This window comes from Actinomycetota bacterium (genome assembly GCA_035697485.1).
In the GTDB taxonomy this organism is placed as follows: Bacteria; Actinomycetota; UBA4738; order UBA4738; family HRBIN12; genus JAOUEA01.
Genome location: DASSCU010000020.1, coordinates 17,462 through 43,374, shown reverse-complemented (window position 1 = coordinate 43,374; position 25,913 = coordinate 17,462). Strand labels below are relative to the sequence as shown.

The window sequence follows — 25,913 nt, the reverse complement described above, 5'->3', positions numbered from 1 at the left end:
CACGCTCCGGTCCGGACCCAGCAGCTGCTCGCTCGCGCCACGAGCTACTTCAAACGGGGGAACGAGCGGAGATGACCCGTCTGGGGCTCATCCGAGCTAAGTGACATAATGCACGTTATCGGGAAACTGCGTGCCGAGTGGGGGCCGTCTCGGTCGGCGGGCGGCGGAAACGGACGGCGAGCCCCCAGCGGGTCACGAGCCACAACGCCTCCACGACGATGCGCTTGGAGAGCTTCGAGTGGCCGTGCTCGCGTTCGCGGAACGTGATCGGCACCTCGGCCAGCGTCGCACCGAGCTCCCAGGACCGCAGGACGAGCTCGATCTGGAACCCGTAGCCCTCCGAGGCGATCGGCTCGGCGACGAGCTCCTCGAGCAGGGTCCTGCGGTAGACGCGGAACCCGCTCGTGGCGTCGTGCAGCGGGATGCCCAGCATGAGCCGCGCATATGTGTTCCCCGCACGCGACAGCGCGACCCTGGCTCGGCTCCAGTTCGTGACCGAACCGCCGGGCACGTACCGGCTCCCGACGACGAGATCCGAGCCCTCGGCCACGGCGTCGAGCAGCCGTGGGAGCTCGACCGGGTCGTGGGAGAGGTCTGAATCCATCTCCACCACGAGGTCGTACCCTTCCTCGAGCGCGAGCCCGAAGCCGTGCTGGTACGCACTCGCGAGCCCGGAGCGCCGAGGCCGCTGGACCAGCCGGATGTGGGGCTCGGTCGACATCACGTCACGGACCACCGCGGCCGTGCCGTCACTCGAGGAGTCGTCGATCACCACCACGTCGACGTCGTGCGGCGCCTTGCGGACCCCACGCAGCACCTGCTCGATCGTGGCGCGCTCCTCGAAGGTCGGCAAGATCACGAGGGTGCGGCGCTCCTGGGGCGTGAGCGGTTCTGGGGCGGGCCTCGCGCCCGAGCGGCGTCGGGGCACGACGAGCGCGACGACCAGGAACGCGAGGGCGAGCCAGGGGAGCCAGTCCCCCAGCCGGACGAACCACGTGCGTTGATCGGAGGACCGGATGGTGTGCCGAAGGATAGCGGGCTCGAACAACCCCGCGGAATCGACGATGCGTCCCGAGGGGTCGACGAAGGCGCTGATGCCCGAGATCGCCGCGTTCACGTACCAGCGACCGGTCTCGATCGCGCGCATCTGCGACATCTGTAGGTGCTGGGCGCTCGCCGCCGTGAAGCCGTACGACGCGTTGTTCACCGGCACGATGACGAAGCCTGCCCCGGCATCCACGATCCCCCGGGTGATGGCCGGGAAGGAGTTCTCGTAACAGATTGGCGTGCTGAAGCGCGGCAGGCCGGGAGCCTCGAAGAGGTGGGTCCCCTCCCCCGGCACCCGGTCCACCGGGACCTGGTCGATCGCCTCGATCCACTCCAGCCGCGAACGGAACGGCACGAACTCCCCGAACGGCACGAGCCGCGTCTTGTCGTATCGGTCGATCTCCACACCCTCCGCGTCGAGCTGCAGGACGGACGTGTGCTGACTGCCGTCGGGGTCGTCGACCACGGCGCCGATGACCGTGGGCACACCGACCTCGGCGACGCTCTGCGAGACGGTCGACCGCAGCTCCGGGTCGGCGGCCGCCGCCGGGTCGAGGGCGCCCTCACCCCAGACGACCAGATCGGGAGGCGGCTCCCCCGCCAGGCGTTCGTGCTGAGCGATATTCATCTCCGCGACGCGGCGATCCTCGTCGGTGGTCGTGCCGTCACGGGCCTCTCGCACGTCGATCTGGATCGCGGCGACATCGATGGCCTGCCCATCGGCAGCCGCGAACGGCAGGGCGAGCGGCGCGAGCGCCAGCACGGCCGCGACGGCCGCGATTACGGCGCGTCCGCGTCGGTCCCCTCCCCCGCCGACGAGCTGCGCCAGCGCCGCGTTGACCGTCACGACGGCGAACGTCACCCCCCAGACGCCGGCGACCGTGCCGAGTCGCACGGTCGCGAGGTTGTCGACCTGCGAGACCCCGATCGTGCCCCACGTGAATCCACCGAGCGGCCACATGCCCTTGCACCACTCGAGCACGGTCCATGTCGAGGCGATGCCGAGTAGGGTGATCAACGGCCGCCCCGGCCGGCGCAGAGCCGGGACGAGGGCGCCGAACAGCGCCACCCAGAGGGCGGAGACGAGGGTCAGCGCGACCCATGCCATCTCGCCGAAGCGCAGGATCCAGTAGAGCGTCGCGCCGTGGAACGCGAGACCGTACGCGAGTCCGAGCACGAACCCTCGACGGGGACCGTGGCCGGCGAGCAGCCAGAGCAGCGGCGCGAGGGCGACGAACGCGACCGGCCACGCGCCCACCGGTGGGAACGCCATGGACAGCAGGGCGCCGGAGGCGGCTGCGATCAGGAGGGCGAGCGGGAGGGCGGGCCGCGCCGTCAGGCGCAGTCGCGGCACAGCGTCCGCTTCTTGTCGGCCAGCTGGCTCCGGTGTTTCACTAGGAAGCATCGCTTGCAGACGAACTCGGTCTCCTGCATCGGGACGACCCTGGACTCCGGCGGGTCGGCTGCCAGTCGCTCCTCCTTCGTGAGGGCGACCACCGCCTCCTCTTCCTCGTCGGCATCGGCCTCGTCGGCGGCCTCCTGCTTGACCAGCAGCTCCTGGATCGACTCGACGTCCCCGCCGGTCGCCGGGTCCGGGGGCACGGTGGCGTCGGCGAGCTCGGCCTCACTGGGCTCGGCTTCCTCGTCTATCTCCTCCGCTTCCTCGTCGATCGGTTCGTCGATGTCGCTCATCGTGTCGCTCATCTCATCCCTCCGAGGGTTCGGTCCTCCCCCCGATGCGCGCGTATCCTACTGCCACTGCTCGCTCGTGCAACCACGCGGCAGGCATCGGTTCCCGGCCGTCGCACGAACGTCATGGGAACGCACCAACGCCGCTGCCGGCATCGGCATTCCCGATCGGGGCGAGGGCGCGCGCGATCCGCCGCGAGCGATCCGGCCACGGACGCGATGAGGGCCCGAGCGACCTTTGGGGCCGCGACGCCGGGGCGCCGCGTTCTCTACTCAGCCGCTCGGACCCTCGTGCGCCGTCGCCGGAGCGATGGCGCGGCCGCACGGTACGCCCGACGGCGTGTCGTGGTCAACCATCGGGACGGAGAAAGAGTGACAAGGGACGAGGGATCGTGTCCGGACTCACGATCAGGTGGCGAACACCTCGCGGCCGAGCGAGACGGTGAGCACCGGGCGCAGGCCGTCGACCGAGGGTTCCTCGAAGGGATCCGCGTCGAACGCCGCGAGGTCGGCGTGCATGCCCGGCGCCAGTGCACCCTTCTTGTCCTCCTGGTGGGCCACGCGGGCCGACCCGATCGTGTGCAGCCGGATCGCCTCCCGCCGGGACAGGCGCTGGGCGGGATCGTGATGGCGCTCGAGGGCCTCGATCGCGAGCATCGGATCGAGCGGGGTGATCGGGGCGTCGGAGCCGACGCCGACCTCGACCCCTCGATCCAGCATCGCGCGGAACGGATTCATGCTCGCGGCGCGCAGGGGTCCGAGCCGCCGCTCGTAGAGCCCGCCGGGACCCCCCCACGTCGCGTCGAACGCCGGTTGAACCGAGGCCGCAAGCCCCAGCATCGCCGCGCGCTCCACCTGCGACGTCGTGACCACCTCGAAGTGCTCGATGCGGTGCCGTCTGGCCCGGAAGTGCCGCCGCTCGCGGGAGTCCAGCGCGTGGTAGACGCGCTCCCAGACCGCGAGCACCTGCTCGATCGCCCGGTCGCCGATCGCGTGCACCCCGACCTGCAGACCGGCCGCGTGCGCCCCGTGGAAGAACTCCGCCAGCTCGTCGTCGGCGAAGTAGGCGACGCCGTTCCCGCCCTCGAGGTAGGCCTCGCCGATCCAGGCGGTGCGCGCCCCGATCGATCCGTCGACCGGCAGGTCGCCGCCGATCGCGGTGAGCGCGCTGCCGATCGCGGTCGCGAGGTCGGTCGTCGCCGGGATCGCGGCGGCGTCGACCGGGAGGCGGGCCCGGTGATCGAGCAGCACCCGCAGGTCGGCTTCCCCGCTCCAGTGCGGCATCGACATCTCGTGGACGGCCGTCACGCCTCTGGACGCGGCGAGCGAGGCCGCCTGAAGTTGTAGGTCCTGTCGCGCGAGGTCGTCGATGGACGACAGCGCCCACAGCCCGAGCGCGTCATTCGCCTGCTGGGTCACGACGCCGGTCGGCCCCCCGCCGGCGTCGCGGTCGATCCCGGGTCGGTCGAGCACCCCACCGGCCTCGAGGGCCGCCCGGTTCGCGAGCGCGATGTGCCCGTCGGCGCGGCGGATCATCAGCGGGCGCGCGCACGCCTCGTCGAGGTCGGCGATCGTGGGCAGGTCGGGCGGTTCCCAGGCAGACTCGTCGTACCCGAGCAGGAACAGCGGCCCATCGCCCTCGCTGGCCCGCTCGCGTACGACGCGGAGCAGGTCGTCGGCCGAGCGGGCGGCGCGTACGTCTTCGTTCGCGAGGGAGAGCCCGGTCTCGGTCAGGTGCACGTGCGCGTCGATGAATCCCGGCACGATCGTGGTGCCCGGCAGGTCGACGACCCGGTCGGCCTGCGGCGGCTCGCCGACCCCGACGCGCTGCACGTGCCGTCCGTCGACCAAGAGCCAGTCCCCCGTCTCGGGGTATGCCTGGGTGTGGATGCGGGCGGCACGGTAGAGGGTCCTCACGGCGGGCGCATCATGCCACGGGCCGGGCCGCGCGTGGCGGAACGCCCCGAGACGACCGCGAGCAGGGCACCGGGATCGTTCACGATCCGGCATTTCCCGGGATGTGCCTCGAGACCGAGCGCGTCCAGCGCCCGGGCGAACGAAGCCGCTGCCATCCGGGCCTCGCGCCGGTCGTGGGCGAACACGACGACGTCGTCCACCCAGCGGAAGGCCGGCCTGTAGACCGCCGCCGCCAGCGCTCGATCGACCGAGGCCAGTACCGCGTTGGCGAGCACGGCCGACGGCTCCGGCCCGACGGGCAGCCCGCGCACGCCACGGTCCTCGAGGCGCCGCAGGACCGCGCCGACGCGCTCGATCGACCCTCCGGAAGCGCCGATGCTGCGTAACGAGCGCTCCGCGATCGACGGATCGATCGAGCCGTAGCAGTCGTGGACGTCACCGACGAACGCGGCACGCCACGGCCCCGCCACGGCCGTCGCGATCGAACGGGCGTACCGTCGACGAGCGACATCCCAGGGCTCGAGCGCCACCCCGCCCGGGTCCGGCCGGGCCCGGTTCGCGACCACCCCGGCGCCGAGGACGCGCTCCACGTCCGGGATCACTGCGGCGACCGCGACCTCGTACCGGCGACGGTCGTGCTCGCCGAGATGGGTGATCGTGCGCGTCGCGCCCGGCCGAGCGGGGACGATCTCCGTGCGGATCGGATCCTCGCGCCACCCCGACCTCGGGCTCGTCACACCCACCGGGGCTCCTTCCAGCGCCGCGTCGCGGCTGCCGGAAGGAGGTCGGTGCCGATGGCACGTTGTAGACGAGCGGCGCGGGTGCGCGCAATCGGCCGGCGGCGTCCGGCGGCCTCACCCCTGGTATCGGCCGCTTGGTCGACACCGCCGGACGGCCCACGCGCCCGGCCGAGGTTCCCGGCCGCGGACGGGCCATATGATTGGTCGATGCTCGACGAGCGAGACCTCGACATCGTCGCCGCCCTGCAGCAGGACGCCCGGGCGACCTACGCCGACGTGGCTGCCCGCGTCGGGCTCTCGGCGTCGGCCGTGCACGACCGGGTGCGCAAGCTGGAGCAACAGGGGGTGATCCGGGGCTACGCGGCCGTGGTCGACCCCGAGGCGCTCGGCCTCTCCGTCACCGCCCTGATCGCCGCCTCGCCGCTGGACCCGCGGCAGCCGGACGACCTCCCCGACCGCGTCGCGGAGTTCCCCGAGGTCGAGGACTGCTTCAGCGTCGCGGGTGAGACGAACTACGTCCTGAAGGTGCGCACGCGCACGACGACGGAGCTGGAGGATCTGATCCGCCGCCTGCGCGAGAAGGCCAACGTCACGACGCGCACGACGATCGCGTTGTCGATCCCGTTCGAGCGTCGGGCCCTGCGGCCCTGACCGGCGCACTTCGGGTCCCCGCCTCGGGTGCCGATACCGATCCGAAGGGGGTCCCGTTCCGAACAGGCATGGGATGATGCAACGATGAGCTTCCGCCGTTCCCTGACCGCGGCGCTCGCGCTCGCCGCCGGCGCGTCGGTCCTCGTCGCGTGCGGGTCGCCGAGCTACGAGTACGTCCGCAACACGGAGGCGCGAACGGCGTTCAAGGTGCCGATCGATTGGACCGTCTTCGACGAGGCGACGCTGCAGGGCGAGCCGGCGGGGCCGCCGGTGAGCACCCCCGATCCCGTGGAGTGGTTGATCGGGCTCGACGCCCACCCCTCCCCCACGGTCGAGCACGTGATGTCGCAGACCGGCTACTACTCCGAGTATCCGCAAGGGATCGCCGCCGTGCTGCGGCTGACGGTGCAGCAGCGCGACGGAATCAACTACCAGGCGCTGAGGAACCTGATCGTACCGATCGACGCGATCCAGGACCAGGTGGGTCGTGAGGCCGTCGCGTTCCTCGCTTACGACGACCGCGTCGAGAAGGACGGGTTCCGTGGTCTGCACTTCGAGGCGCAGATCTGGGCCTCCGCGCTCGAAGGCGACGTCACGGCCGGTGGGCCGAACGTCTTCTTCGACGACCGGTTCGTGCAGATCTCGCAGACCGCGTACATGGATCCGGCATCCGACAAGGTCTACGTGCTGGCGGTGCTCTGCAGCGCCGAGTGTTACGGCCGCAACCGCGGTGACATCGAATCGGTGATCGACTCCTGGGCGGTGATCGCATGAGCAACGGTAAGGGCACCAATATCTTGGCGGATCGGCCTTCGCGGCCGAGGGCGTCCGAGCGGCAGACACGCGCGCCCGCCGTGCTGTGGGACCGCATCAAGCTCCTGATCTTCTTGGGCGTCCTGTGGCTCGCCGGCCTCGCGGTCGTGTGGAGCACCACCGTGCGCCCGCTCGACGGGCCGTTCGTCGACGCCGTGCGCATCGCTGTCAACGACTACTGGTGGCTGCTCGCCCTGATGGCCCTCGAGTTCGTCCGGCAGGTGCACTACTTCATCGAGGAACGGTCGAAGGGGTACTACCGCTTCTGGCAGCAGTCCGTCTTCGGCGGCACCGAGCGCCGGCTCGGGAAGATGAACGACTACACCCGGTATCGCGCCGGACGTGCGTTCAAGTTCGTGCTGTTCCTGCTGGTGTTCAGCACGCTCCTCGGCCGCATCTTCGACACCGACCCCGTGTGGCTCGGCATCGTCGAGGCGCCGGCACGCCTCGTGGTCGCGCTCCCGTTCATCCTGCAGCTCGCGTTCGGCTTCTTCTTCGTGATGTTCCAGTTCATCGGGCTGTTCTGGTTCCTGTCGAGGGGCGGCATCGACACGATCATGCCCGACGAGATCGAGACCCGATTCGACGACGTGAAGGGGCAGGATGCGGCGCTCGGGCAGCTCAAGGAGACCCTGGTCTTCCTCGACGACCCCGAGGCGATCGAGTCTCGCGGCGGCTACGTGCCCGGCGGCATCCTGCTGTGGGGACCGCCAGGCACGGGCAAGACGCTCATGGCGCAGGCCGTGGCCGGCGAGACCGCGAAGCCGTTCGTGAACGTCGACGCCGGCGCCTTCATCAACATGTTCATGGGCGTCGGCATCCTCAAGGTTCGGTCGCTGTACCGCAAGCTCCGCAAGCTCTCGATGCGCTACGGCGGCGCGATCGTCTTCATCGACGAGGCCGACTCCCTCGGCAGCCGTGGTCAGCAGGTCGCGACGGGCTTCGCCCCCGTCTCGCCCTGGTCCACGAGGCCGAGCTGCAACGGAGTCTCCTACCTCTCGGCGGCCGGGCGCGACGCGGCGTTCCACGCCGGTCCGGCGTCGGGCGAGCCCGGCGCTCCGTACAAGGAGCAGGTGTTCATGGGCGGCATGGCGGGCGGCGGCGGCATGGGAACCCTGCAGGCGCTGCTGGCCGAGATGTCGGGCCTCACGAAGCCGAAGGGGCTCGTGAACAAGATCCGCAAGCTGCTCGGCATGAAGCCGAAGCCCCCGCCCAAGTACCGCATCCTGCACATCTTCGCGACGAACATGCCCAACGTGCTCGACCCGGCGATGATGCGCCCCGGGCGTGTCGACCGCCAGTACAAGGTCGGCTACCCGCAGAAGGACGGACGTCGGGCAACGTTCGAGTACTACCTGGCGAAGGTGAAGAACGATCTCTCGTCCGAGGAGATCGACAAGCTGGCGACGATCACGCCGTACTTCTCGGGGGCGTCGATCAAGGACATCGTGAACGAGGGACTCGTGATCGCGATCCGGGACGACCGCGACACCGTGTCCTACGCCGACGTCGTGAAGGCGAAGCAACTGAAGCAGCACGGGCTGCCCGACGAGCATGAGTACATCGAGCGCGAGCGACACTCGGTAGCCGTGCACGAGGCGTGCCACGCGGTGGTCGCCTACCGGCTTCGCAAGCATGCGGTGATCGACATGGCGACGATCGAGCGGCGGGGCGACGTCGGGGGCTTCGTCTCGTCGATCCCACCGGAGGACCAGTTCGTGCAATGGCGCTCGGAGCGCGAGATCGACGTGATGACCGCGCTCGCGTCGCTGGCGGGCGAGCGCATGTTCTTCGACGGCGACCACTCGATGGGGGTCGGAGGCGACATGCGCGCCGCGACCGGCATGACGAGCCAGGCGCTGGCCTACTACGCGATGGGTGACCGGTTCGCGTCGCGATCGGTCACGCTCGCGCCGCTCGGGTCGATGTCGATGGAGACGGGTGGCGACCGGGCGATGTTCGACTCGGCGTTCGGCCAGAGCGTCGAGGACAAGCTGGCCGAGCTCTACGAGCGCACGTCGTCGCTGCTCGAGCAGAACCGAGCCGAGGTGCTCGCGCTCGCGCACGCGCTCGAAACCGTGAAGACGATCACGGGCGACGACGTCGAGGCGATCATCGAGGGCACGCCCGGGCCCACGGTCGACGGACGGCCGTACCACGACCCCGCGTTCGCCCAGATGCTCGAGCGCTACCACGAGGCCGTGCTCCGGGCGCACAGGGACCACGCCGGGGTCGAGTCGCGCATCCCCGTGCCGGTGCCGCCGCCGCCGATCGAGGTGTCCGCCGCCGGCGGCAACGGGCAGGCGGAGCGGCCGCAGCTGATGCTGAGGCCGCCATCGCCTCCCCGACCCGACGACGCAGAGCGCTGACCCATCCGACGGTAAGCTCAGCGCCATGCGCCTGTACAACTCGCTGACGCGCGAGCTCGACGAGGTTCGCTCCGCCGCCGAGGGGCACGTCACGATCTACACGTGCGGCCCCACGGTCTATCGGTTCGCGCACCTCGGGAACCTGCGCACGTTCATGCTGGGCGATCTGATCCGGCGCGCCCTCGAGTTCGAGGGCTACCGCGTGACGCAGATCATGAACATCACCGATGTCGGGCACATGACCGACGAGGCCTCGCCCGACGCCGTCGACAAGATGCTGCTCGCCGTGGAGGACGAGGGCTTGTCCACGCTCGAGATCGCCGAGAAATACGCCGAGGCCGTGTTCGAGGACGCCGCCGCCGTGGGCATCCGCCCGGCCGACGAGTACCCGAAGGCCACCGAGCACATCCCGGAGATGATCGAGCTCACCCAGACACTGATCGACCGGGGGCACGCGTACGTGGCGGATTCCGGCAGCGTCTACTTCGACGTCTCTTCGTTCCCCGGATACGGGAAGCTGAGCGGGAACACCCTCGACAACCTCCGTGAGGGGCACCGCGACCTCGAGACCGATCCGGCCAAGCGCCATCCGGCAGACTTCGCCCTGTGGAAGGCTGCCGGTCCCGGCCGGCTCATGAAGTGGGACTCGCCGTGGGGCGTGGGGTTTCCCGGCTGGCACATCGAGTGCTCGGCGATGTCGATGAAGTACCTGGGCGATCGGTTCGACATCCACACGGGCGGCAGCGATCTGCGGTTCCCTCATCACGAGGACGAGATCGCGCAGAGCGAGGGCGCGGTTGGGCACCAGGTGGTCTCGATCTGGGTGCACGGGGGTCACCTGCGGCAATCGGGTCAGAAGATCTCGAAGTCGACGGGGAACACCGTTCGGGTGCACGAGCTGGTCGAGCGCGGCATCGATCCACTCGCGTTTCGGTGGCTCACGTTCCAGTCGCGCTACCGCTCCGAGATGGACTTCACCTGGGAGGCGATGGAGGCGGCCGACGCGAAGGTCAGGCAGCTCCGCAGACGCCTGGCCGAATGGGCCCCGCCCATGAAGGAGCTCGGCGAACGCGCGAAGGGATACGACGCGCGCTTCCGGGAGGCGGTCGCCGCCGACCTCGACATGCCCGCGGCCGTAGTCATCGTGAACGCGGCCGCGGGCGACGAAGCGGTGACCGTGGGTGAACGGTACGCCCTGCTGGCCTCGTGGGACGCCGTCCTCGGACTCGATCTCGAGCGGGAGGCCACCAGCGGGTGGGCTCCGACCGAGGAGATGCGCTCGATGATGGCCCTGCGCGACGAGGCCCGCGCGGAGAAGGACTACGCAGAGAGCGACCGGCTGCGCCACGAACTGGTGGCGATGGGCCTCGAGGTCATGGACACGCGTGACGGCACGAAGGTCCGACCTCGAGACTGACGGCGGGTTCCGCCTACCGCACGACTTGCAGCTCTCGGGTCGACCGGTTCAGCCGCTCCACCCCGTCGGCAGTGACAGCCACGATGTCCTCGATCCGCACTCCGAACTCACCCTCGAAGTAGGCGCCGGGCTCGACGGAGAACGTCGTGCCGGGCGCGAGGGGCCACTCGTTGCCCTCCACGATGTAGGGCGGCTCGTGCACCTCAAGCCCGATGCCGTGACCGGTGCGGTGGATGAAGCGCTCCCCGAGTCCGGCGTCCTCGATGATGCCCCGCGCCACGCGGTCGACGTGCTGGGCGAGGACACCAGGGGCGACCGCGTCGCACGCGGCAGCCTGCGCCTCGCGGACGGTCTCGTAGACGCGCTCGAACCCGGCCGGGGGCTCCCCCACGACGACCGTCCTCGTCGTGTCGCTGAAGTACCCGCCGAGCTGTCCGCCGAAGTCCATCACGACAGCGTCCCGGGGCACGATCGTGCGTCCGCCGGGTTCGTGATGCGGCGAGGCGGCGTTCGTGCCGCTCGCCACGATCGTGAAGTCGGCTCGCGAATGTCCGTTGCGCACGAGGAGGTCCGCGAGGTCCGCCGCGATCTGTTCCTCACGCCGCCCCGCGAAGGGCATCGTACAGATCGTCCGGAACGCCTCGTCGGCGCCGCGTGCGGCCCGGCGCAGGGCCGCGAGCTCGTCCTCGTCCTTCACGGCGCGGAGGCGGCCGATCACGGGCGACGCCGGCTCGAGCGCGATGCTCGGTACCGCGTGCTGGAGCCCCAGCACGTGGCTCGCCCAGAGCCGGTCCCCGACCGCGACGCGCCCCTGGGACGGCAGGAGCCGCGCAGCTTCTCCGTAAGGATCGACGGCATCGGTCCAGCCGATCAGCTCGATCGCCCCGGCGCTCGGGCAATCGGCGGCGAGCGGCCGTTCCAGCTCGGGCACGAGCATCGTAGGCGCGTGTCCGCTCCGAAGCACGAGCAGCGTCGGTCGCTCGAGCGGCATCGGGTCGTAGCCGGTGAGGTAGGCCAGGTCGGGCGAGGGAGCGACCACGAGGGCGTCGAACCCCTGCCTCGTGGCCTCCTCGGCGGCGCGCCGCATGCGATCGGTGAGACGGGCGTTCACGTGGCCTCCTCTAGAGCTTCAACAGGATCTGTTGGGGCACGACCTGGAAGGTCGCGGGCGTCGTGCCGAACGGCTCGCCGTCGGCGACCACGGCGAGCGGGCGGTCCGCCTCGACGGCGAAGCGGATCTTCGCGCGGAGCTCCTTGATCGCGTCGTCGGGAACGTGCCCACCGTGGCGCATGATGCGAGGCATCATCGTGTAGGCATCGGACTTCTGCCCCGTGAAGACGAGGGCATCGAGCACGCCATCGCCCGGGTACGAGCGCGGCGACAGCCGTATACCCGACGTGAACTGACCGTTGCCGATCACGACGTGGAACGTCTCCCCTTCCCAGTTCTTCATGTCGTACCCCACGCGCACGACCCCCCGCCTCGTACCCACGTAGCCGCGCCAGAAGCCTAGGAACCGCCGTCGCCGGTCCCCGAGCCGTTCAGGGAGGCGCCGGCGGGCGAGCTCCACGTTGGCGCCGAGGCCGACCTGGGCGAGGTTGTGTGCGTACCGGGTCACCCGTTCGCCCTCGGGGCCCGTGCAGGTGATGCGCATCAGGTCGAACGGGTACGTGACGTCGCCTCGCAGGTGGCGGACGCCCCCGTCCACATCGTCGGGCAGCCCGAAGCTCCGCAACAGGTCGTTGCCGGCGTCGGCCGCGACCACGCCGAGCACAGGCTCGGCGACGATCGGCGCCCCATCACGGAAGAGGCCGTTCACCACGTCCTGCACCGTCGCGTCGTCACCGACGGCCACGACGTAACGGAACCCCTCGTCGAGAGCGGTCGACGCCAGGTGCGCTCCCTCGCCGAGCGCATCTGCGATGCGCAGCTCGAAGTCGAGGTCGTTGACCGCCAGCGCCCGTCGGAGCGCCGGGAGCCGTTCTCCCACACGGCCGGCTCCGGCGGCGGGGTGGGCGATCACCGCGAGGGTTCCGAAGGGGCTGGTCATCGCGCCCGCATGGTAGCTACACCCCTGTGTACGCGACGACGCCTCGGATCACCGACGACCGCGCCGCCGCGAAGAGCGCGGCCACGTCGGGGTTCGCGACCTCTTCGACCTGCCGCAGCAGGTCGAGGAGCTGCTTGCAGTTGCGCACGAAGTCGCCGGGGGCCATCTCGGTCTCGCCCAGCACCACTTCGAGCGCTCGCCCGCCCGCCCAGTGGTAGATCGGCGTCGCGAACCCCGCTTCGAGCTCGCGACAGAGCTGCACCTGGTGCTCGTCCTCCACGCGCCGGATCCGCCGCCAGGTTCGCTGCAGCAGCTCGTATCGCTCCTTCGAGGCGGGCGTCGGCATCTCGCCGGAGAGCGGCACCCGCTCTCGACCCTCGTAGACGACCGAGGAAAGCAGCGCCGCCACTTCGGCCGGCTCGAGGCCGTGGAAGATCCCTCGGGCCAGCGCCTCGGCCACCAGGATGTCGCCCTCGCCGTAGATGCGCGAGAGGCTGCGCCCTCGGTCGGTGACCGACCATCCCTCCACGTAGCCGAGCTCGCGGAGCACCGAGAGCACCCGGTCGAACTGGCGCGCCAGGGTCTCGGTGCGCACGCGGATCCGCCGTTCGAGGCCCGAAAGCGACGACGTCCGTTCATCGACCCGCCTCGCCCACCGTTCGTGCTTCGCGCGCTCGGGGCAGCGGTGGCAGGGGTGCGCGGCGGCGCGTTCGTCGAGCCTGGCGGCTTCCCGCTCGACCCTCGGGTCCGCGCGGCGGGTGCCTGGCTTCGGCGGCCGGACCCTCAGCGAGACGAGCGTCGCGGCCACATCTCGCCGGTACCGGCTGCTCCGCGCGCTCCCCGACCGAGGCAGGGCGATGCGGGTCAGCACCGCGGGCGGATCCTGGAAGTCGCGGGCGGCGAGCCGGAAGAACCGCCGGTCCTGGGTGAGCACGGTGGGCTTGCCGTCGCGGGTGCTCACGATCACGCCGAGTCCGCCCCGCTTGACGCTCGGCAGCGAGACCACGTCGCCGGGCTTCAGCCGGCCGACGGCCACGCGAACCGAGTCGGCCCGTGCCTTCTCGTTGCCCTTGCGATCCTGTTCGCGGAGGTGCTGGGCCCTCGATACGAGCGCCCAGTACTCGTCGAAGTCCCCGAGGTGACATCGCATGTTGGCGCGGTATCCCTCGATGGCCTCGGCGTCGCGCTGACGCTCCCGCTCCAAGCCCACGACCTTGCGGTCGGCCAGGAACTGCCCGAAGGAGCTATTGAGCAGATGGTGCGCCTGCTCCTCCGTGTAGTTGCGGGCGAGGTTCACCGCCATGTTGTAGGAGGGCCGGAACGAGGAGACGAGGTCGTACGTGCGCCGCTGGGCCAGGGTCGCCACCCGTTCGAAGTCGACCTGCTTCTGGTAGAGCACCACCGCGTGACCCACCTCGTCGATGCCTCGCCGGCCCGCGCGGCCCGTGAGCTGCGTGTACTCCCCGGGGGTGAGCAGCTCGTGGCGCTCGCCCTGGAACTTCCAGAGGTCCTCGATCACGACGGTCTTGGCCGGCATGTTGATGCCGAGGGAGAGGGTTTCGGTCGCGAAGACGACCTTCACGAGCCCCGCCTCGAACAACTCCTCGACGGTCTCCTTGAACACGGGGAGCATGCCCGCGTGATGGGCGGCGACGCCCGCCGTGAGGCCATCGAGGAAGTCGTAGAACCCCAGCGTGACGAGGTCCTCCTCGTCGATCCACGCCGCACGCGTCTCCGCCCGCTCCCGGATGTGGTCCGCCTCGGCGCGGCTCGTGAGTGAGATGCCCGCCTCTCGGATCCACCGCACGCTGCGATCGCACCCCGCACGGCTGAACACGAAGTAGATCGCGGGCAGCATGCCGTGCTCCTCGAGCACGTCGACGACCTCGGACCGTCTCGGCACGTACACGCGGCGATGCCCCTCGCGTGGTCGCGAGATGCGTTCGTGCTGCGGGTACCCGCTGCTGCGGCGGTAGTAGACCTTCGTGCGGAGCTCGTTCTGGTCGAGCGAGATCACGTACGGGTTCGGGATCGGAACGCCGTCCTGCTCCACGTGCATCGGGTGCAGGCGGTGGCCGATCAGGTAGTGGTGCTCGAGCGGCACGGGACGCCGTTCCTCGATGATCACCCTCGTCTCGCCGCGCAGCGTGCCGATCCACTCGCCGAACTCCTCCGCGTTGGAGATCGTGGCCGAGAGGCAGACCACGCTCACGCTGAGCGGCAGGTGGATCAGCACCTCCTCCCAGACGGCGCCTCGGTACGGGTCCTGCAGGTAGTGCACCTCGTCCATGACCACGCTCACCAGCCCGCCGAGCGTGTCGGAGCGTTCGTACAGCATGTTGCGGAGCACCTCGGTGGTCATCACGACCACCGGCGCCTCCGAGTTGATCGTGTTGTCGCCGGTGAGCAGGCCGACACGGTCGGCGCCGTGCGTCGCGGCGAGGTCCCCGTACTTCTGGTTCGAGAGGGCCTTCAACGGGGTCGTGTAGAACGCCTTGCCCCCGAGCGCGAGGGCCCGTTCGATCGCGTACTCGGCGACGACGGTCTTGCCGCTTCCCGTCGGGGCCGCGACGAGCACCGACATGCCGGCCTCGACCGCCTCGGCGGCCTGCACCTGGAACTCGTCCAGGGCGAACGGGAATCGGGCGGCGAACGCCGCGGGGGTGATCACGCCAGGCAGTCTACGGGCGCCCCGGCGCCGCCCTCGACGGTCAGACGCGCGTGAAGCGCCCCAGGAAGGACCGGAGCGCCGTCGAGAACGCCTCGGGCGCTTCCAGGTTGGACAGGTGCCCCACCCCGGCGAGCGTGACCGCGTCCGCACCCGCGATGTGGTCGGCCATCTCGAGGCTGACCCCGGGAGGGATCAAGGTGTCCGCGTCCGAAGTGATCACGAGCGCGGGAACATCGATCGTGCCGAGATCCGGGGTGGAATCGCGTCGCTCCGCCATGCCCTCGGCCGCCGCCGCGATCGCCTCGGGCGACTGGTCGGCCATCATGCCGAGCACGACGGGCCAGCGCCCCTGCCCCGGCGCCGCGGCGAGCAGCGGCGGCGGTGCTGCGACCAGGAACCCGGTGCTGCCCTCCGCGCGCAGCCGAGCGGCCAGCGACCGCCGTGCGTCGGCCGCCTGCTCCGTGTCGGCGCCCGAGCGGGTGTTGGCGAGCACGACCCCCGCGACCCGTTGCCTCGCCATGCGCCAGAGCTCGAACGTGACGTACCCGCCCATCGACAGCCCGCACACGACCGCACGCTCGATGCCGGCCGCGTCGATCGCCTGCAGGCATCGATCGGCGGCCGCCCCCATCGCCATCACCGGTCCCGCCGCCGGCGAGTCCCCGAATCCCGGGAGCGACGGGGCGGCCACCCGCCACCCGAGGGAGCGCAGGTCCTCGACCTGCTCGTCCCACATGCGGGCATCGAGCGGGAACGCATGGATCAGCAACACGCCGTCGGCAGCCTCGGTCATCGGATCCCTTTCGCGTCGGGCCCGACCACGACGGGCAGGGCGCCCGGTTCCACCTCGAAGCGGGCCGGCAGCGGTCCGACCCGCTCACCGTCCGCGTAGACCTGCATGCCTCGGTTTGCCTCGACCGTCACGCTCGTCGCGCGCATCATGCGCACCTTCGGGTGCCCGGCGTGACGGCCCGTGAACACCGACGGGAACGCGCGGAGGAACGCGCCCTTCGAGAGGGCCTCCACGATGCACACGTCGATCACGCCGTCGACGATCGAGGCGTCGGGCAGGACCTTCATGCCCCCGCCGTAGGAGAGCCCGCTGCCGATCACGACCAGCATCGCGTCGAGGGTCAACGCCTCGTCGTCGATCGTCAGGTCGTAGCGTGCCGGCGTGAACCTCGAGAGCGTCTTCATCAGGGCGGCGAGGTAGGTCCCGGTGCCGCCGAGGTTCACGGTCATCGCGTTCGCTGTCTCGTTCACCTCGGAGTCGAAGCCCGCGCCGGCGATGTTGACGAAGCGGCGGTCGGCCTCGCCCGCATGGACGCGGACCACGTCGATCGCGACCGTCTTCGGGTTCGCGAGCAGGCGCACGGCCGACGGGAACGATCCGGCGCCGACGGCTGATGCGAAGTCGTCACCGGTGCCGGCCGGCAGCACCGCGAGGGCCGCGCCGGTTCCGAGCAGCCCGTTGGCGGCGCAGGAGACCGTGCCGTCGCCGCCGAGCACGGCCACGATCTCGGCTCCCTGCAGCGCGGCCTCGCGGCACGTCGCCTCCATGGCGGCCGCCGATCCGGTGACGCGCACCTCGTGCTCGACCCGCAGCTGTCGCAGGATGGCGTCGACCGATCCGATGCGTTTGCCGGCCTTGCCGTGCCCGGCAGTGGGGTTCGCGACGACGACGACGGGGGCGGCGCCTCCCATCGCGATCCGGCCTATCCCCCGCCGCCCGGCAGCTCGGGCACGATGCCGCCGGTGGTCGGCGCCTCGGGCACCCCGCCTGCCCTGAGGGACTGGAGGTACTCCGTCCAGCCCTCGGTCAACTGCTCCTGAGCGGTGTCGCGAAGGTCCACCGCGATCTCGGCGAGCCGTTGGGCATCGGTGCCCTCGCTCGCGGCGGCGGCGGCCGCCACCTCGGCGGCCTGCCGGTACCGATCGAGCACCTGCTCGAGGGTCTCGGCCGACCCCGTGAAGGAGGCAGCGGCGATCGCATCGAACCCCTGGTCGGCGATCGTGGCGGAGACGTCGAACGCTGCGAGCTCCTTCCGAGCCTTCGCAGCATCGGCGGCGGCCTGCTGGAAGGTCGCCTCGGCGCCGGGTGGCGGGTTCCCTCGAGCCATGGCGTCGAGCGCCGCGTTCATGTCGGCGAAGATCGTGGGAGGCAGGCCCGGGTCGACGACGCCGACCTCGCCGTAGGCGCCGCGTACCGCCTGTTGGTACGCGGTGGCCGCCGCGCGCCGCTTCGCCGCATCGCCGGTCGCCTCAGCCTCGGCATCGTCGGTGCGCAGGCTGTTGGTCACCCACACGAACACGATCATCGCGAAGACGCCAACGAGGAATCCGGCGGTGAGCTGCACCCACCGACGTCGCAGGAAGGGTGTTGGCGGGGCCACGGGCTCACGCCTGGGCGCGCGCGGCGCGGACCGTTGCTTCGGCTTCCTCTTTCCCTTGATCGCCATCTCGTCGTCCTCGTCTCAGGTGCGGGAACGCTTCATGATCCGGCCGATGATGATAGAGGCCTCGTAGAACACGTACATCGGGATCATCATCGCGAACATCGTGTACGGGTCGCCGCTGGGCGTGATCACCGCCGCGAAGACCGAGATGCCGAGGATCGCCCAGCGCCGCCAGGACGCGAGCAGCTGCCACGAGAGCACGCCGACCGCCTCCAGGAAGACCAGGATCACCGGGAACAGGAACGACACGCCGAACGCGAGCGTGACGAGGGTGACGAACCCGATGTACCGATCGAACGTGATCAGGGGCACGATGGCCTCGCCGCCGAACCCGAGCAGGAACTCGAGGGCCCTGGGCAGCGTCCAGATCGCGAACGCCGCGCCGGCGATGAACAGGAGCGTGGAGGAGACGATGAACGGGATCGACCATCGCTTCTCCCGGCTCGTCAGACCCGGCACGATGAACGCCCACAGCTGGTAGAGCACGACGGGCAACGCCACGATCAGGCCGAGGAACCCGACCATCTTCAGCTTCGTGAGGAAGGCGTCGACGGGACTGTTGAAGACCAGATCGCAACCCGCAGGCGGTCGCACCTCAGGGTTGTCGCGCAGGTACTGGCAGAACGGGTCTCGCAGCAGCTCCAGCACGTACGGGTACAGGAACCAGCCGACCACCGCCCCCGCGAGGATCGCGAAGAACGCGATCACGATGCGCCGACGGAGCTCCTCGAGGTGCTCCATCACCGACATCGTGCCGGTGCGCTCTGCCTCCGACCTGCGGAGGAACCTCGGGATCAGCCGCATGCGGCGAGCCTCACTCGTCGGTTCCGGTGTCGTCGGTGTCGACGGGTGAGGTCGGTGGCGTGGTGGTGGGCTCCGGCAGGTCAGTCTCCGGCAGGTCAGTCTCCGGCTGCGGCCCGTCGATGTCGGGCTCGGTGGTCGTCGTATCGTCGTCGTCGCGGGCCCGGCTGTGGGGGCGGGTGCGTGGCGTGTCGGTGTCGAACGCCGATCGCACATCGGCCGCGCTCTTCAGGTCGGACGCGGTGCGTCGCAGTTCGGCCGCCGTCTGCTTGAACTCCTCGCCCATGCCCGTGTTCACGAGGTCCTTCACCTCGTCCTGCATCTTCCGGAACTCGCGGAGGCCCTTGCCGATCGTGCGCCCGAGCTCGGGCAGCCGCTGCGGGCCCACGATCACGAGGGCGATCACGAAGATGAGGATGAGCTCCGGCGGTCCGATGTTGAGCATGTCTGGAAGGGCGTGCGCCCGGATCTCATCCTATCGTTGAGGACCCAGGCGGGATGCGCGATCGCTCGCGCGGGCGCCCTCGGCGGAGATCTCCTGCACGATCGGCGCGACCTCGTCCTGCATGCGCCTCGCCGTCCGTCCGAGAACCAAGAGGTGGCGGATCAACGCGATCAGGAACGCGATGACGGCGACCGTCGACACGATGCCGATCGCGAACCAGACGAGGAGCCAGGTACCCACGGCGGCGATGCTACACGAGGGCGAAGCTGGCTCGGCGGCCAGAGCGACTCGCGATGGGACCGGTCAGGCGCCGCCGCCGCTCGAGGCCAGGAACTCCTCGATGTAGCGGTCGTCCTCCAGCAGATAGTGGAACTCGATCACGTCGTCGATCGAGAAGACCGGGCCCTGGGGGATCGGTCGTCCGACCTCATCGCCCGCTTCGTCGTCGAAGAGCATCTGGTCGCTCTCTGACTGCTCGATGTCCACCCCTGCCGAGACCAGCAACGCCACGATCTTGCGGTCGGCGCGCTTCTCCACGTCGTCGGCGCAGCTGGGGCAGGTGAACCGGTAGCTGCCTTCGCGGCCGCTCTGTCGCACCGAGAGCATGATCGCCTCGGGACCCATGTCCACCTCGCCACACCTGGGGCACGTTGTCCGGATCGTTGTCATCTCACGGGAGCTATCGGCCCTCGCCGGGCGAGCCTTGAGACCTGCCGGGGTGATGGGCCTACCCAACTCGGGGTAAATCGCGACAGCCCCACGAGCGCCGGCGGCGGCGCGGTCCACCCCTCGTCAGCGATACCGCGCGAACGTGCGCCGCGCGAGGTCCTCGAGCGCCTCGGTAGCCTCGGGCGGCGACAGGATCTCCGCGTCGGGTCCGACCCGGAGCAGGAGTCCTGCGACCCACCCGAGCCGTGCAGAGGGCAGCGTGACCTCGAGCGATCCATCGTCGAGTTCACGCGGGTCGTCGGTGACGTAGTACTCGGCGATCCACCGGGCACCCGGCCTCAGCAGCAGACGCACCGGAACCTCGCCGCCGGTCGGCGTGTACAGGGCGCGTCCGGCGCCCTCGAGACCGCGCACCTCGAACCGATGCCCGGTACCGGTGACGGCCCGGATACGATCGGCCCTGAACAGCCGTTCGTCGTCGGCTCCGACGTCCCAGGCCGCGACGTACCAGTTGCCCATCGCGGAGAAGACCTCCTCGGGCTCGACGTCGCGGGTGGTCCACGCGCCCGTCGAACCCGCGAAGTACTCGATCGTGATGCGCTCGTGGTTTCTGGCCGCCCGTCGCAGGGCATCGAGGTGTTCCGCTGGGCGGCCCGCTTCAGCGGTCGCGATCGCTTCGTCGGTGCCCACGGTGTCGGGGCCGAGCGCGTCCCGGAGCTTCTGCACCGCGCTCGCGAGGGCCGGTGCCTCCGGGAGGCCGGGCGTCGCGAGCAGCTCGGCCGAGCGCAAGGTGATCGCCAGGGCCTCCTGTCGGCTCAGACGCAGTGGGCGGGAGAAGTGGTCCGCCATCGTGATCCAGACGTGGTCGTCCTCATCGACCTCCACGTCGATCAGGTCGCCCGGGCCGTACGGCGGGAGGCCCGACATGAAGAGCAGATCGAGATCGCGCCGGAGCTGTTCCGGCTTCACGTCGTAGAGTCGCGCCACGTCGCCCAGGGACGTGCCCGGGTGCCGCACCAGGTACGGCACGATCACGAGCATGCGACCCAGGCGGTCGGCCGTCCTGGGCGGGCTGGCGCGCCGACCCTCAGGCAAGGATCGCCTCCAGCCGTCCGACGACTTCGTCGCGCAACGGGTCGGGTGCGCGCACGACGGCGTCCGGACCGAACTGCAGGATGAGCGCCGCGAGCAGGTCCGGGTCGCCCATCGGCACCTCGACCATCACCCACCCCTCGTCGTCGACGTCGATCCTTCTCGCCCCCGCGAACGACCCCACGGCCCACCAGGCCACGTCGGGCGAGAACGCGACCTCGGCATGGTCTTCTGCGGCCGCCGCCCAGGGCCCGGCCTGCACATGGTCGGCGGCCCGGAACCCCTCGGGCGGGGGGCCGCCCTCGCCGAGATCGTCGATGTCGCTGGTGAAGCGCGAGAGGCGGAAGGCCCGCACGTCGTCGCGATCCTCGTCGTGGCCGACCAGGTACCAATGTCCCCCACGGAAGACCATGGCGTAGGCGGCGATGACGCGCCGGTTCTCCCGGCCGTCCGACGTCCGGTATCCGAAGCTGACGCGCCGCCGCCGCTGGGCGGCCTCGGCGCAGTCGATCACGAGGGCGCTGCGGGCATCGGAGCCCGAAGCTAGCGGTCCCCCCGCGAGGCCGGCGAGCACCCCTCCGTCGGCGCCGTAGAGGAGCTTGCGCGCTGCTTGTTCCGCCCGGGTGTTCTCTCCCCCGCTCTGCGCCGCCACGAGCAGCGCACCGAGCTCCTCAGGAGTGAACGCGATCTCGGGGAGGTAGTACTCGTCCTTCGGGATGATGTACCCCTGCTCGGTGCCCCAGACGTCGGTGTCGACGAGCTGCAGCGGGATGCCGAACTCGCGGAGCTGGTCCTTGTCCCGTTCGAACATGCGCTTGGCGCTGTCGACCTTGTCGGCACGGTAGGCGTCGAGGGTCTCCCGGATCTGCTCGAAGGTGAGCGGGGTTGACGTCTCGAGGAGCAGGCCGACGAGGTTCAGCAGCCGCTCCAGCGGCTCCATACGTTCCTCGCCCGTCATCGTCGGGCATCATAGCCTCGCGATGCCGAGCGACCGAGCACCCGCATGATCCGCACCCGCCGGCTTCCCGACGGCTCGGTGGAGGCGGCCTCCGAGGTCGTCGTCGGGGTCGAGACCAGGGAGGTCGTGGTGCCGCTCGGCCGGCCCGTCGGCGAGATCGACCCGGGCTGGTTGCGGAACACGCCGGTGATCGTGCTCACCTCAGCCGCGCTCGAGCCCACGGCAGGCGCGGCCGCCGAGCGGGCGGGCCGGGCATCGGTCTCGCCCGTCCGTCTCGGGTCCGGTGACCGGCTCGGCCGGCGACTGCTCGACGCCGCTGCGGAAGCGGAGGTCCTGACCGTGGCCGTGGCCATCGACGAGGTGACGGAGACGCTGGTCGTTTCCCGGGCGCTCCGTGGCCGGCCCCTCCCCGTGGTGCCGTTCGACGATCCTCCATCGGCGCGGCGGATATTCGAGGCTTGCTGGGTGGATCTCGATATCGCGTTCCCTTCGCTCGACGGTCCCGGGCGCGCCGAGGTGCGAGCGGTCGTCGCTGAACTGGGGCTCTTCGCCTCGCATCACGTGGTCGAGGTCGACCCGCGCCCCGGGCTCGACGGCCGGGGAACGCCCGCCCCCTCGCTCCACGCGCTCGCGGCCGCGGCCACGGGTGTGCTCGCTGGAAGGATCGCCGCAGGGAACCGTCGCTGGCGCTGACGGCGCCATGTGTCACGATGCACCCCGTGACGGCCGCCGACCCGGAAACGGACCCCGCGATCGATGCCACCCGGCGCACGTTCCTCGCGGAGGAACGCACGTTCCTGGCCTGGCTGCGCTCCGGGTTGGCGTCGATCGCCGTGAGCCTGGCGGTCGGCCGGCTGTTGCCGGTCCTGCTCGATGAAGACCAGGGGTTCTACCGTCTGCTCGGCCTCGGCTACGGCCTGCTCGGCATCTTCCTGATGGTCTACGGCGCGATCAGGCAGCGGGTGGTGGAACGGCACCTCGCCACCGGCGGGTTCGCTCCCCTGCCGCTCTGGGTCGTCCTGGTCCTGGGCGGAGCCGGACTCGTGCTCGGCGTTGCGACGGTCGCGACGCTGCTGTCCGGGGTCTGAGGGGCGGCTGGCGCGCCGTGCCGACGTTCCGGGGATCGGGCGCGACGATCCACTACGAGCGGTTCGGCGTGGGACCCGACGTGGTCTGGGTGGCGGGCGGTGGCAGCCCCGGGAGCGACTGGCACCCGTACCAGATGCCGCACTTCGAGCGCTCCTTCCGTAACACGACGTTCGACAACCGTGGCATCGGCCGCACGACGTGCGATCGGCCGATGCCGTGGCCGATCGAGGACTTCGCTCGCGATGCGGCGGAGCTGATTCGCGCGGTGTGCGAACCACCCGTGGCGCTCGTCGGACTCTCCTTCGGATCGGCGATCGCCCAGCAGGTCTGCATCGACTTCCCCGAGCTCGTCCGGTGCGCGGTGGTGATGGGGACGGGGGCCTGGTGCACCGGGTGGGGGTGGGACTTCCAGGAGGCCGAGATCGAGTTCCGAAGGGAGGGAGGGCGTCTCGACGGGCTGATGGGCGCCACTCACTACGCCGCGATGCTCTACCCGGCTCGGGTGCTCGGCGACCGGGAGCTGTGGCCGAGGCTGCGGGACCAGCTGCTCGCCTGGATGGACTCCGGCGAGAACGAGACGTCGTTGATCCCGCAGTGGGACGCCTCGCTGCGCTTCGATCAGCGCGCAGCGCTTCCGACGTGCGAGGTGCCAGTGCACGTGATCGCGTTCACCGAGGACGTGCAGGCGCCCCCGCAGGACGGCCTCGAGCTCGCCGGGTTGGCCGGCAACGGCGAGTACCACCTGTTCGAGGGCATGGGCCACGGCTCGATCTACGGGCATGCGCACGAGACGCTGAACCCATTCATCGAGGACCTGATCCGCCGTTACGTCTGAGCGTCGAGCCCGAGCGTCTCGGCCGATGCGGCCGCCTGCTCACGGTGCTCGTGGCGAACCACCACCTCGGACCGGCGTGGACCGGTTCGGTGGATCCCGCAGGGCAGGTGGGACTTCAAGATGCGGCCGGCGAGTCGATGAGCGTCGTCCTCGGACCCCTCGAAGACCGTCGTCCATCCGCGCGCACGCCGTCCGAGGGTCCCCGGGCCGCGGTCGAGACCCAGTCTGAAGAAGACCTCACCCGCCAGCCACAGCGCCGACTCGAGCAGGTTCATCACATGTGGGCGATCAGCTGCTCCACGCGTTCATCGACGCTGCGGAACGGGTCCTTGCAGAGCACGGTGCGCTGCGCCTGGTCGTTCAGCTTGAGGTGTACCCAGTCGACCGTGTAGTCGCGTCGCTTCGCCTTCGCCTGCTTGATGAAGTCGCCGCGGAGCTTGGCCCTGGTGGTCTGTGGAGGTTCGCGCATCGCCAGATTCACCTGGGCGTCGGTGACGACCCGCTCGACCTTCCCGGCCTTCTCGAGCAGGTAGTAGAGGCCGCGCGTGCGGTTCACGTCGTGGTAGCTGAGATCGAGCAGGGCGACGCGAGGCGAGGCCAGCGCGAGGTCGTGCTTGGCCATGTACCGCTCGATCATCATGCGCTTCGTCACCCAGTCGACCTTGCGAACGAGCCGCTCGGGCTCGCCGTCGATCAACGCGTCGAGCGCCTCACGCCACTCGCGCAGGAGCACCTTCGAGATCTCGTCGGCCCCCCGGCGTTCCACGAAGCGTTCGGTCTTCTCGTAATACTCGACCTGCATCTCGATCGCGGACAGCTCCCGACCGTTCGCGAGCTTCACCGTGCGCGTACACGACGTGTCGTGGCTGATCTCGCGGATCGCGCGGATCGGGTTCTCGAGCGAGAGGTCGCGCATCACGGTGTTGCTCTCGACCATACGGAGCACGAGGTCGGTGATGCCGACCTTCATGAACGTCGTCCACTCGCTCATGTTCGAATCCCCGACGATCACGTGCAGGCGCCGGAACCGCTCCGCGTCGGCGTGCGGCTCGTCGCGGGTGTTGATGATCGGACGCGAGCGGGTCGTCGCGCTCGAGACGCCCTCCCAGATGTGCTCGGCTCGCTGCGCGATGCAGTATTGCGCGCCGCGGGGGCCGTGGAGCACCTTTCCCGCTCCGCACCAGATCTGGCGGGTCACGAAGAACGGGATCAGCACGTCGGCCATGCGTGCGAACTCGCCGTGGCGCCCGACGAGGTAGTTCTCGTGGCAGCCGTAGCTGTTGCCCGCCGAGTCGGTGTTGTTCTTGAACAGGTAGACCTGGCCGGAGATGCCCTCCTCGTGCAGACGCATCTCCGCCGCTCCGAGCAGCGCTTCGAGGATGCGCTCCCCCGCCTTGTCGTGCGCGACGACCTCCTTGACGACGTCACATTCGGGTGTCGCGTATTCGGGATGCGAGCCGACGTCGAGGTAGAGCCGGGCGCCGTTCTCGAGGAAGACGTTGGACGAGCGTCCCCAGTGCACGACCCTGCGGAACAGGTACCGGGCGACCTCATCCGGTGACAGGCGCCGCTGCCCACGGAAGGTGCAGGTGACGCCGTACTCGTTCTCGAGCCCGAAGATGCGCCGATCCACCCGAAAAGCCTACGCCGCGCCGGTGGGAACGCCGGGAGGACGCCTGTCGTCGCGGTCCTCGGTCGCGACCGAGGGCCACGCACGCAGGAGTGCCGAGCTGGCCTCCGGAAGGAGGTCGGATCGTGCCGCCCAGTGCTCCGGCACCACGACGGCTCCGACCCACGCCGCCGCGAGCGCCGCGCAGCAGCCCATGGTCCAGACCCCCGCCAGGGCCGCCAGCCCGGGGAACGTCGCCGGTGGCTCTCCCCCGCTGATGCTCAGGACCAACACGAACGAGACGGTTGAGGCGGCCCATACGCCACGCGAGATGCCCCGACAGACCAGGGGGTCGCGGGATCGACGACTCGCCCACACGACGATCACCGAGGCGATGGTGCCGACGAGCAGTCCCACCCCCATCCCGACGGCGAGCGCGTCGATCGCCGTGACCCGCGCGCCTCCTCTCGGAGCTCGGCCCGCGACGTAACCCAGGGAGGTCGCTGAGAGGCCGATCGCCACCAGCGTGATCATGGCCCTCACCGTCGAACGCTGACGCATCGAACCTCCCTTGGACGATCGTGCGTCCGACGG

General features: G+C 70.2%; 26 protein-coding genes. 7 read left to right on the top strand and 19 right to left on the bottom strand.

Features of this window, described 5'->3' with window-relative positions; translation table 11 throughout:
- Positions 1-115: 115 nt before the first annotated feature.
- The 4 genes from lnt to VFI59_05820 all read right to left on the bottom strand — a co-directional run bounded on the left by lnt (position 116) and on the right by VFI59_05820 (position 5,396).
- A complete protein-coding gene (gene lnt, locus VFI59_05835) occupies positions 116-2,401 on the bottom strand; it encodes an apolipoprotein N-acyltransferase (protein ID HET6713215.1) in 2,286 nt (761 codons plus the stop codon).
- Complete coding sequence (locus tag VFI59_05830) at positions 2,383-2,751, bottom strand: DUF4193 family protein (protein ID HET6713214.1); 369 nt, start codon at positions 2,749-2,751, stop codon at positions 2,383-2,385. The genes lnt and VFI59_05830 overlap by 19 nt, the downstream gene beginning before the upstream one ends.
- A 393-nt stretch (positions 2,752-3,144) precedes the next feature.
- Positions 3,145-4,653, bottom strand: a complete 1,509-nt coding sequence (locus VFI59_05825; GenBank protein ID HET6713213.1) for an amidohydrolase family protein — start codon at positions 4,651-4,653, stop codon at positions 3,145-3,147.
- Positions 4,650-5,396 (bottom strand): RNA-directed DNA polymerase, encoded by a 747-nt coding sequence (locus tag VFI59_05820; protein ID HET6713212.1) that lies wholly within the window; start codon positions 5,394-5,396, stop codon positions 4,650-4,652. The genes VFI59_05825 and VFI59_05820 overlap by 4 nt, the downstream gene beginning before the upstream one ends.
- Before the next feature lie 204 nt (positions 5,397-5,600).
- Here VFI59_05820 and VFI59_05815 point away from each other — a divergent pair, with 204 nt between their 5' ends.
- The 4 genes from VFI59_05815 to cysS all read left to right on the top strand — a co-directional run bounded on the left by VFI59_05815 (position 5,601) and on the right by cysS (position 10,643).
- Positions 5,601-6,044, top strand: a complete 444-nt coding sequence (locus VFI59_05815) for an Lrp/AsnC family transcriptional regulator (GenBank protein ID HET6713211.1) — start codon at positions 5,601-5,603, stop codon at positions 6,042-6,044.
- 84 nt (positions 6,045-6,128) lie between these two features.
- Positions 6,129-6,818 (top strand): hypothetical protein, encoded by a 690-nt coding sequence (locus VFI59_05810; GenBank protein ID HET6713210.1) that lies wholly within the window; start codon positions 6,129-6,131, stop codon positions 6,816-6,818.
- Positions 6,815-9,226 carry an AAA family ATPase gene (locus VFI59_05805; protein HET6713209.1) on the top strand — a complete coding sequence of 804 codons (2,412 nt, stop codon included), beginning with the start codon at positions 6,815-6,817 and terminating at the stop codon, positions 9,224-9,226. The genes VFI59_05810 and VFI59_05805 overlap by 4 nt, the downstream gene beginning before the upstream one ends.
- Before the next feature lie 25 nt (positions 9,227-9,251).
- Complete coding sequence (cysS, locus tag VFI59_05800) at positions 9,252-10,643, top strand: cysteine--tRNA ligase (GenBank protein HET6713208.1); 1,392 nt, start codon at positions 9,252-9,254, stop codon at positions 10,641-10,643.
- 13 nt (positions 10,644-10,656) lie between these two features.
- On the opposite strand, the gene VFI59_05795 is transcribed toward cysS, so the two are convergent.
- The 12 genes from VFI59_05795 to VFI59_05740 form a co-directional block, all read right to left on the bottom strand.
- Positions 10,657-11,754, bottom strand: coding sequence for a Xaa-Pro peptidase family protein (locus tag VFI59_05795; GenBank protein ID HET6713207.1), 1,098 nt, complete (start codon positions 11,752-11,754; stop codon positions 10,657-10,659).
- 10 nt (positions 11,755-11,764) lie between these two features.
- Complete coding sequence (locus VFI59_05790; protein HET6713206.1) at positions 11,765-12,694, bottom strand: diacylglycerol kinase family protein; 930 nt, start codon at positions 12,692-12,694, stop codon at positions 11,765-11,767.
- Between the two features lie 16 nt (positions 12,695-12,710).
- Positions 12,711-15,365, bottom strand: coding sequence for a DEAD/DEAH box helicase (locus VFI59_05785; GenBank protein HET6713205.1), 2,655 nt, complete (start codon positions 15,363-15,365; stop codon positions 12,711-12,713).
- A 40-nt stretch (positions 15,366-15,405) separates the two neighbouring features.
- Positions 15,406-16,158, bottom strand: coding sequence for an alpha/beta fold hydrolase (locus VFI59_05780; protein ID HET6713204.1), 753 nt, complete (start codon positions 16,156-16,158; stop codon positions 15,406-15,408).
- Positions 16,155-17,069, bottom strand: coding sequence for a diacylglycerol kinase family protein (locus tag VFI59_05775; protein ID HET6713203.1), 915 nt, complete (start codon positions 17,067-17,069; stop codon positions 16,155-16,157). The genes VFI59_05780 and VFI59_05775 overlap by 4 nt, the downstream gene beginning before the upstream one ends.
- A gap of 11 nt (positions 17,070-17,080) precedes the next feature.
- A complete protein-coding gene (locus tag VFI59_05770; protein HET6713202.1) occupies positions 17,081-17,824 on the bottom strand; it encodes a hypothetical protein in 744 nt (247 codons plus the stop codon).
- A 15-nt stretch (positions 17,825-17,839) separates the two neighbouring features.
- Positions 17,840-18,625, bottom strand: coding sequence for a twin-arginine translocase subunit TatC (tatC, locus tag VFI59_05765; protein ID HET6713201.1), 786 nt, complete (start codon positions 18,623-18,625; stop codon positions 17,840-17,842).
- A gap of 10 nt (positions 18,626-18,635) precedes the next feature.
- Positions 18,636-19,067 (bottom strand): twin-arginine translocase TatA/TatE family subunit, encoded by a 432-nt coding sequence (locus tag VFI59_05760; protein ID HET6713200.1) that lies wholly within the window; start codon positions 19,065-19,067, stop codon positions 18,636-18,638.
- Positions 19,068-19,097: 30 nt separating this feature from the next.
- Complete coding sequence (locus VFI59_05755) at positions 19,098-19,307, bottom strand: hypothetical protein (GenBank protein HET6713199.1); 210 nt, start codon at positions 19,305-19,307, stop codon at positions 19,098-19,100.
- Positions 19,308-19,370: 63 nt separating this feature from the next.
- Positions 19,371-19,853: a hypothetical protein gene (locus tag VFI59_05750; GenBank protein ID HET6713198.1), complete on the bottom strand. Its 483-nt coding sequence runs from the start codon at positions 19,851-19,853 to the stop codon at positions 19,371-19,373.
- A 6-nt stretch (positions 19,854-19,859) separates the two neighbouring features.
- Entirely contained in the window at positions 19,860-20,831 is a 972-nt protein-coding gene (locus VFI59_05745) for a WYL domain-containing protein (GenBank protein HET6713197.1), read from the bottom strand.
- On the bottom strand, positions 20,824-21,786 hold the full coding sequence (locus VFI59_05740) for a WYL domain-containing protein (protein HET6713196.1): 963 nt from the start codon (positions 21,784-21,786) through the stop codon (positions 20,824-20,826). The genes VFI59_05745 and VFI59_05740 overlap by 8 nt, the downstream gene beginning before the upstream one ends.
- Positions 21,787-21,831: 45 nt before the next feature.
- On the opposite strand from VFI59_05740, the gene VFI59_05735 reads away from it, so the two are divergent.
- Genes VFI59_05735 through VFI59_05725 form a run of 3 tightly spaced genes read left to right on the top strand, consistent with a single transcriptional unit; the run spans position 21,832 to position 23,710 of the window.
- Entirely contained in the window at positions 21,832-22,479 is a 648-nt protein-coding gene (locus tag VFI59_05735) for a hypothetical protein (protein HET6713195.1), read from the top strand.
- Between the two features lie 26 nt (positions 22,480-22,505).
- Positions 22,506-22,874, top strand: a complete 369-nt coding sequence (locus tag VFI59_05730; GenBank protein HET6713194.1) for a DUF202 domain-containing protein — start codon at positions 22,506-22,508, stop codon at positions 22,872-22,874.
- 17 nt (positions 22,875-22,891) lie between these two features.
- A complete protein-coding gene (locus VFI59_05725; GenBank protein ID HET6713193.1) occupies positions 22,892-23,710 on the top strand; it encodes an alpha/beta hydrolase in 819 nt (272 codons plus the stop codon).
- Here the strand turns inward: VFI59_05725 and VFI59_05720 are convergent.
- The 3 genes from VFI59_05720 to VFI59_05710 are packed head-to-tail and all read right to left on the bottom strand — an operon-like array spanning position 23,701 to position 25,880.
- Positions 23,701-23,985: a hypothetical protein gene (locus VFI59_05720; protein HET6713192.1), complete on the bottom strand. Its 285-nt coding sequence runs from the start codon at positions 23,983-23,985 to the stop codon at positions 23,701-23,703. The two genes, VFI59_05725 and VFI59_05720, sit on opposite strands and share 10 nt — an antisense overlap.
- On the bottom strand, positions 23,985-25,343 hold the full coding sequence (gene pafA / locus VFI59_05715; GenBank protein HET6713191.1) for a Pup--protein ligase: 1,359 nt from the start codon (positions 25,341-25,343) through the stop codon (positions 23,985-23,987). Before pafA ends, VFI59_05720 begins: the two co-directional genes overlap by 1 nt.
- Positions 25,344-25,352: 9 nt before the next feature.
- Positions 25,353-25,880, bottom strand: coding sequence for a hypothetical protein (locus tag VFI59_05710; protein HET6713190.1), 528 nt, complete (start codon positions 25,878-25,880; stop codon positions 25,353-25,355).
- Positions 25,881-25,913 lie beyond the last annotated feature (33 nt).

Bases quoted from the DNA above. Each gene is read 5' to 3' on its own strand.
- VFI59_05830 (HET6713214.1), bottom strand. From the start codon at position 2,751: ATGAGCGACACGATGAGCGACATCGACGAACCGATCGACGAGGAAGCG.
- VFI59_05815 (HET6713211.1), top strand. From the start codon at position 5,601: ATGCTCGACGAGCGAGACCTCGACATCGTCGCCGCCCTGCAGCAGGAC.
- VFI59_05810 (HET6713210.1), top strand. From the start codon at position 6,129: ATGAGCTTCCGCCGTTCCCTGACCGCGGCGCTCGCGCTCGCCGCCGGC.
- VFI59_05805 (HET6713209.1), top strand. From the start codon at position 6,815: ATGAGCAACGGTAAGGGCACCAATATCTTGGCGGATCGGCCTTCGCGG.
- cysS (HET6713208.1), top strand. From the start codon at position 9,252: ATGCGCCTGTACAACTCGCTGACGCGCGAGCTCGACGAGGTTCGCTCC.
- VFI59_05790 (HET6713206.1), bottom strand. From the start codon at position 12,694: ATGACCAGCCCCTTCGGAACCCTCGCGGTGATCGCCCACCCCGCCGCC.
- VFI59_05780 (HET6713204.1), bottom strand. From the start codon at position 16,158: ATGACCGAGGCTGCCGACGGCGTGTTGCTGATCCATGCGTTCCCGCTC.
- VFI59_05775 (HET6713203.1), bottom strand. From the start codon at position 17,069: ATGGGAGGCGCCGCCCCCGTCGTCGTCGTCGCGAACCCCACTGCCGGG.
- VFI59_05770 (HET6713202.1), bottom strand. From the start codon at position 17,824: ATGGCGATCAAGGGAAAGAGGAAGCCGAAGCAACGGTCCGCGCCGCGC.
- tatC (HET6713201.1), bottom strand. From the start codon at position 18,625: ATGCGGCTGATCCCGAGGTTCCTCCGCAGGTCGGAGGCAGAGCGCACC.
- VFI59_05760 (HET6713200.1), bottom strand. From the start codon at position 19,067: ATGCTCAACATCGGACCGCCGGAGCTCATCCTCATCTTCGTGATCGCC.
- VFI59_05740 (HET6713196.1), bottom strand. From the start codon at position 21,786: ATGACGGGCGAGGAACGTATGGAGCCGCTGGAGCGGCTGCTGAACCTC.
- VFI59_05735 (HET6713195.1), top strand. From the start codon at position 21,832: ATGATCCGCACCCGCCGGCTTCCCGACGGCTCGGTGGAGGCGGCCTCC.
- VFI59_05720 (HET6713192.1), bottom strand. From the start codon at position 23,985: ATGAACCTGCTCGAGTCGGCGCTGTGGCTGGCGGGTGAGGTCTTCTTC.
- VFI59_05710 (HET6713190.1), bottom strand. From the start codon at position 25,880: ATGCGTCAGCGTTCGACGGTGAGGGCCATGATCACGCTGGTGGCGATC.